4 protein-coding genes and 2 pseudogenes are annotated in these 6,696 nt (G+C 43.3%); 5 read left to right on the forward strand and 1 reads right to left on the reverse strand.

Going from position 1 to position 6,696, the window contains the following annotated elements:
- The 5 genes and pseudogenes from FTU34_RS17185 to FTU34_RS17205 form a co-directional block, all read left to right on the forward strand.
- Positions 1-126, forward strand: a pseudogene (locus FTU34_RS17185) (IS6 family transposase); the annotation flags it as partial.
- A gap of 121 nt (positions 127-247) precedes the next feature.
- The gene (locus FTU34_RS17190) at positions 248-664 is read left to right on the forward strand and encodes a cation efflux protein, CzcI-like (RefSeq protein WP_227591950.1); all 417 of its coding nucleotides are present in this window, start codon (positions 248-250) and stop codon (positions 662-664) included.
- Between the two features lie 48 nt (positions 665-712).
- On the forward strand, positions 713-2,038 hold the full coding sequence (locus FTU34_RS17195) for a TolC family protein (RefSeq protein ID WP_035269736.1): 1,326 nt from the start codon (positions 713-715) through the stop codon (positions 2,036-2,038).
- A 1-nt stretch (position 2,039) separates the two neighbouring features.
- Positions 2,040-3,269, forward strand: a complete 1,230-nt coding sequence (locus FTU34_RS17200) for an efflux RND transporter periplasmic adaptor subunit (protein ID WP_016658777.1) — start codon at positions 2,040-2,042, stop codon at positions 3,267-3,269.
- Entirely contained in the window at positions 3,259-6,399 is a 3,141-nt protein-coding gene (locus FTU34_RS17205; RefSeq protein WP_016658776.1) for an efflux RND transporter permease subunit, read from the forward strand. Before FTU34_RS17200 ends, FTU34_RS17205 begins: the two co-directional genes overlap by 11 nt.
- A gap of 188 nt (positions 6,400-6,587) precedes the next feature.
- Here FTU34_RS17205 and FTU34_RS17210 read toward each other — a convergent pair.
- A pseudogene (locus FTU34_RS17210) lies at positions 6,588-6,696 on the reverse strand (IS6 family transposase); the annotation flags it as partial.

The raw sequence follows: 6,696 nt of genomic DNA on the forward strand, positions 1-6,696 counted from the left end.
ACGGCTTATGCCACAATTAAAGGTATTGAAGTCATGCGTGCACTACGTAAAGGACAAGCATCGTCATTTTATTATGGTCAGCCTCAGGGTGAAGTGTGTCTAATCAACAGGGTTTTCGGTCTCTAAGTACTTTTTAAAGGGAACATCATCGACTCAAATCTCTATTTGCAACAGTGCCATTTAATTTATTAAGCTTGACCTTGGAGTGGCTCTAAGCCTTATACTTGGTACAAATTTTTCGATTGTTATGATGATGCGTTCTACTACATGGATTACAGTCTTGGTTGGATTGTTCATGTTCCAAAGCTTTTGGAATGTGGCGGCGGCCTTTTGTGTCCATGAACAACAGCCTCAATCACAGCAGAGTTATCATTTTGGTCATCACCAAAATACCTTGTGTGCCAGCGATAGTCGTCAACACGATCATAATGGACAGTCAGAAAACATAAAAACATTCAGTAGCGATTTAGAAATCGGTGAAGATCATCAAGATCATCTACCATCGATGACGCATTTGATTGTACAAAATGAAAAAGTAGATGTGTTTCATCCAAGCTCTGAAGTTAAAGTGAATCCACAATTTCATTGGAAAAACAGCTATCAGGCTCCTGACCTGTTTCAACAAAGCCCACCTCCCAAATTTTCCCCGCTCATGGTGGGGTAGCCTAAAACATTCCCACCACTTTTATTATTTAAATAAGTGGGAAAAATCATGTCTTCACAATCAATTATACTCTTGCGTCATAGCTTGGTTGCTTGTATATGTGCAGCGGCTATGCAATATAGCTATGCTGAAAACGTTACCAGCTTTGAATCCGCTTTAGCAAAAGTACAAAGTTACCAGACTCAAGACAAGCTGTGGCAACAAGTTCAGCAAATATCTGAATTGAATATTCAGCAAAGTCGGTTATGGCAGAATCCAAGTATAAGTTTAGAACAGTCTGGCTTTGGCTCAGGTCAAGAACAGGAATTCAATGTTGGCGTTAGTCAACCTCTAGATCTATTTGGTCAGCGTAAGCTGAACCGGGTGATTGCCAATACCTCGAATCAACAAATCCAATTGCAACAGCAATTATGGAAGGCACAAAGCCAACTGATTGTTAAATTTGCATGGTCGCAATTTGCACTTGCTGAGGTTGAGCAGTCTGCTTATTCAGTACAGTTAAAAACAAGTAAAGCCAATCTGGACAGTGCCCAGAAACGCTATCAGGCAGGCAGTATTGCCCTGGTTGATTTTGAGCGTACCCAAATTGAAGCGCTAGAAATCCAACGACTTTATCAGCAAGCGATGCTGAATAAACAAGCTGCCGGTCGTCAGCTGTCTAATTTGTGGGGGGGAGAAACATCTTCACATCTTCAATTGAATAAAACCGCTATCCCTTGGCCAGAGCAAAGTCTCCAAACTGTGCAACGGTATATTGCTGAAGGGTGGCTAGAAAAATTCTATGCCTTGAACATTCAGCAATCGGATCATCAAATTGAAAATTTAAGAATTCAGGCACGTCCCAATCCGACTTTAAATGTAGGCATGAAACGTAGCAAAACCCCTAATGAAAGCAACGATACGACTTTGGCAATCGGCGTGGCTATTCCACTGAATATTTTCAACCGCCAGCAATATGCGATCCCGATGGTCCAGCAACAGCAAATATTGCTGAACCAACAGCAGCAGCGTGAGCTGAAGCAACAAATACTCAATATTGCCAACAGCATGCATCAGCTCAAAGGTTTACGTAGCCAGTTCGATGCCACAACAGCACAAGTTACTTTGGCGACCAAAGTTCAGAGCCGTACTTTACAAGGGTTTCAGGCAGGGAAACTGTCCATTACCGACGTTCAGCAAGCAACCACCCAACTGCAGAATCTTCGATTGGGTCAATTACAAATTCTACGTCAAGCTTGGCAAACTGCCCTCGCAGCTGAGGCACTCAGTATTGGCACAAGTTATGAAGAAATTAGCCGTTCGGATGCCTATACACAACTGAATAAAAAGGCAGTCGAAGCATCGCAAAATTTAATCAATGGGGGAGCACGATAAAATGAACGCCAAGCAAAACGGAAAAATATCCCAGTCTCTCATGATTGCAATTTTGATTCTGATTACGGTCTTGGTCAGTCTGGTTATTTGGTTAAGTTCAAAAAAAACTGAATCTGAGGGGCATGGTCATGATGAGGGAAATGCCGAACATTCTGATGAAGATAGTTCTGAAGAAGGACATGCTGAAGAAGGCGAAATACAACTGACCAGCCAACAAATGGTTGAACAAGGTTTAAAAGTTGCTGTTGCATCCACAGGATTGGTTGAAAAGCTGACAACCCTGCCAGGTAAATTGGTGGTGAATACCGATCAACAAGCGCATATATCGCCTAATTTTAGTGGTCATGTCGAGCAGGTCAATGTGGCTTTAGGACAGAGCGTGCAAAAAGGACAAACGCTGGCTGTACTAATCGTGCCTGAACTGATCGACCAACAGGCAAATCTGCGTATGGCACAGGTGAATCTGGATTTGGCCCGTAAAGATTACCAGCGCGAACAGCAACTCTGGTCACAGGGGATTTCTGCCAAACAGGATTACCAGCGTGCCGAAAATGCCTACCGTCAAGCGCAGATTACTGTCCAGTCCTCACAAGCACGTTTAAATGCATTAGGTGCAAGTGGCAATAACAATGGGCGTTTTCTGATTAAAGCACCGATCTCTGGGGTGATCAGTCAAAAAGATATTGTGGTCGGTGAAAATGTGCAACTGGCTAATCAGCTCTTTGTCATTGAACAGCTGAAAGATTTATGGCTTGAGTTTAATTTGCCGAATCAATTCTCAGGTCAACTGCAAGCCGGGCAAAAAATTGACTTTAAAGTGAATGATTCAGATCAAATCTATAAAGCTACTGTACAAAGCTTAACCTCTCAGGCAGATGTACAAACAGGGCGTCTGGTGGTGCGCGCAAAACTCGATGCGCAAGCTACTGAGTTGCGTTCTAATGTGCTAGTGAGAGTGTTGATTCCGGAAGCTACAGCAAAATCAGCCCTTCGGATTCAAAAGTCTGCGCTGCAAAGTATTGAAGGTGAAGACAGTATTTTCATCGTAGATTCAGAACAAAAAGGTCAAGTCCACTTAAAAGCACAGAAAGTGCAATTGGGGCAGGCTTCAAGTGATGGACAATGGCTTGAAGTGATTTCTGGGCTGACTGAAGGGCAGAAGTATATCGCTCAAGGCAGTTTCTTGTTGAAATCTGAATTAGAAAAAGACGAGGCAGGCCATGAACATTAATTCTGATCTGCCAAAACCAGAAGGTTTATTCGAACGAATCATTCAGTTTTCCATACAAAATGCGATTTGGGTGTTGCTCTTTGTCTGTACCTGGATTGCGGTCGGGGTGTATAGCTATCAGAAACTCCCGATTGATGCTGTACCCGATATTACCAATACCCAAGTCCAGATTAATACTCAAGCCAAGGGTTTTACTGCGCTTGAAGTCGAACAGCGGATTACCTATCCCATTGAAAATGCCATGGCTGGCATTCCGGATCTGGAGCTTACCCGTTCCATATCCCGTTATGGACTCTCTCAAGTCACCATTGTCTTTAAAGATGGGACTGATATTTATTGGGCCCGTCAGCAGATTAACCAACGGATACAGGAGGCGCAATCTGAGTTGCCTGCACAAATCGCACCGACGATGTCCCCCGTTTCTACGGGTCTCGGTGAGATTTATCAATGGGTACTGAAGGCAGATCCGAATGCGAAAAAGCCGGATGGAACTGCATACACGCCGATGGATTTGCGTGAGATTCAGGACTGGATTGTGCGTCCTCAACTGCAACGTGTTAAGGGAGTTGCAGAGGTCAACAGTATTGGTGGTTTTGAAAAAACCTATGTGGTCTCTCCCGATTTAAACCGGATGCAGCAACTGAATATCTCATTAGAACAACTGCAACAGGCTTTAGCGCAAAATAATGAGAACCGAGGTGCAGGTTATATTGAAGACAATGGTCAGCAACTGACGGTACGTGTACCGGGTGCATTCAATGGGCTTTCTGATATTGAGAACACCATGCTGGGTAGCCCAAATGGCAGCCCAATTCGGGTTGGTGATATTGCGCAAGTCTCTATTGGGCATGATTTAAGAACCGGTGGGGCAACCTATAACGGCAAAGAAACCGTTTTAGGGGTTGCCATGATGGCGATGGGTGGAAATAGCCGGACTGTTTCTAAAGCTGTGGATGCCAAGCTTCAAGATATTCAGAATAGTTTGCCTAAAGGGGTAGTGATTGAAACAGTGTACGACCGTACTACCTTGGTTGAGAAGGCGATTAAAACCGTTCAGAAAAACTTGGTAGAGGGAGCAATCCTGGTCATCATCATTCTGTTCCTGTTTTTAGGGAATATCCGTGCTGCCTTGATTACTGCCTGTGTCATTCCACTCTCTATGCTGTTTACCTTAACCGGGATGGCACAGAAAAATATCAGTGCCAATCTGATGAGTTTAGGTGCACTCGATTTCGGCATCATTGTCGATGGTGCTGTGGTGATTGTCGAAAACTGTATCCGGCGTTTAGCCCATACACAGCAACTGTTAAAACGACCTCTCACACAAAGTGAACGCTTTAAGGAAGTTTTTCTGGCTGCCCGCCAAGCACGTCGTCCTCTTATTTTTGGTCAGCTTATTATTTTGGTGGTGTATTTGCCGATTTTTGCTTTAAGTGGTGTGGAAGCAAAAATGTTCCATCCGATGGCATTGACAGTGGTACTAGCCCTTGTTGCAGCCATTATTTTATCGATCACCTTTGTGCCTGCTGCTGTGGCATTGTGGGTCAAAGGCGATATTCAAGAAAAAGAAAGTCGTTGGATGTTATGGCTAAAAGCTAAATATCAGCAAACTCTTGATATTTCGTATCAATACAAAGCAGTTGTGCTGACTTTTGCACTGTGTGTATTAGTGATTACGGGATTTATCAGTACCAAACTCGGCAGTGAATTTGCACCACAGCTCAGTGAAGGAGACTTTGCGGTACAACAGTTACGTTCACCAAGTACAGGCTTAGAAGAGTCTTTACGTATTCAGGAGAATACTGAAAAACTTCTTTTAAAGAGTTTCCCTGAAATTAAGGCAGTATTTGCCAGAACGGGTACAGCCGAGGTTGCAACAGATGTCATGCCACCCAATATTTCAGATGGCTATATCATGTTAAAGCCTCGTTCAGAATGGCCAAATCCTAAAGAAAGTTTAGATGAATTACGTGGCCGTATGGTGACGTATTTAGCCACGATTCCAGGCAATAATAGTGAATTTTCACAACCGATTGAACTCCGATTTAATGAATTGATCTCAGGTGTGCGTAGTGATGTTGGTGTGAAAATCTTCGGTGATGATATGAATGTCCTCAATACTGAGGCGACTAAAATCTCCAAAATCATTCAGCAAATATCGGGTAGCAGTGCCGTGAAAGTTGAGCAGACCTCAGGTTTGCCATTACTGAATGTCGAGGTAAATAAAACTTTGGCTGCACAATATGGTTTGAGTGTGCGTTCAATTCAAGACCTTGTGGCAACCAGTATTGGTGGACAAAGCGTGGGAGAGATTTTAGAAGGCGATCGTCGTTTTGATTTTGTTATCCGTCTTGGAGAGCAAGACCGTAGTGTCGCATCTGTTTCCCAGTTACCTATTCAGCTTCCAAATGGTGGCAGTATTTTATTGTCGGATGTCGCGCAAGTCTCGACCATTGAAGGAATCAACCAAGTCAGTCGAGAAAATGGTAAACGCCGAGTTGTGGTTACAACGAATGTTGAAGGGCGTGATTTAGGGTCTTTTGTTTCTGATGTACAGACACAGCTCAAAGCATACACTTTGCCAAGTGGTTATTGGATAGAATATGGCGGTCAGTTTGAAAATTTGGCTTCAGCCAAAGCACGGATGCAAATCGTGATTCCACTGGCTTTAATCACTATCTTTATTTTACTGATGGCGGTCTTTCACAATGTCAAAGAAAGTCTATTGGTCTTTACCGGGGTACCCTTTGCCTTGACCGGTGGTGTGCTGTTCCTTTGGCTAAGGGATATTCCATTATCGATGTCAGCTGGAATTGGCTTTATTGCCTTATCTGGTGTTGCAGTCCTCAATGGACTGGTAATGCTGACCTTTATTAAGGAATTAAGGGACAAATATCCAGTGCATAAAGCCGTGTGGCAAGGGGCTATTTTGCGCTTAAGACCAGTGTTGATGACAGCTTGTGTGGCTTCACTGGGTTTTGTACCAATGGCGCTGGCAACCGGAACAGGGGCTGAGGTTCAACGGCCACTGGCAACCGTAGTGATTGGCGGGATTATCTCTTCAACATTACTAACTTTGGTGCTGTTACCCGTGCTTTATCGTTGGATAAATGAAAAGAAAGTTTCTTAATCCAATAGATTAGTCGATTTACAGCAGAGATATTGGCTGTTATCCAATATCTCTGCTCATCATAAATAGAATAAGGAAAATATTTTATGTCAGAACATCATGATCATAGCCATGCGGTTGTTACTGAAGAAAATAGGGCACTGTTGCAAATAGAGATTTGAGTCGATGATGTTCCCTTTAAAAAGTGCTTAGAGACCGAAAACCCTGTTGATTAGACACACTTCACCCTGAGGCTGACCATAATAAAATGACGATGCTTGTCCTTTACGTAGTGCACGCATGACTTCAATACCTTTA

Source organism: Acinetobacter sp. YH12094, assembly GCF_013419295.1.
Classification (GTDB): Bacteria; Pseudomonadota; Gammaproteobacteria; order Pseudomonadales; family Moraxellaceae; genus Acinetobacter; species Acinetobacter amyesii.

Excerpts from the sequence above, each read along its gene's own strand:
- FTU34_RS17205 (WP_016658776.1), top strand. The coding sequence starts at position 3,259 with ATGAACATTAATTCTGATCTGCCAAAACCAGAAGGTTTATTCGAACGA.
- FTU34_RS17195 (WP_035269736.1), top strand. The coding sequence starts at position 713 with ATGTCTTCACAATCAATTATACTCTTGCGTCATAGCTTGGTTGCTTGT.
- FTU34_RS17200 (WP_016658777.1), top strand. The coding sequence starts at position 2,040 with ATGAACGCCAAGCAAAACGGAAAAATATCCCAGTCTCTCATGATTGCA.
- FTU34_RS17190 (WP_227591950.1), top strand. The coding sequence starts at position 248 with ATGATGATGCGTTCTACTACATGGATTACAGTCTTGGTTGGATTGTTC.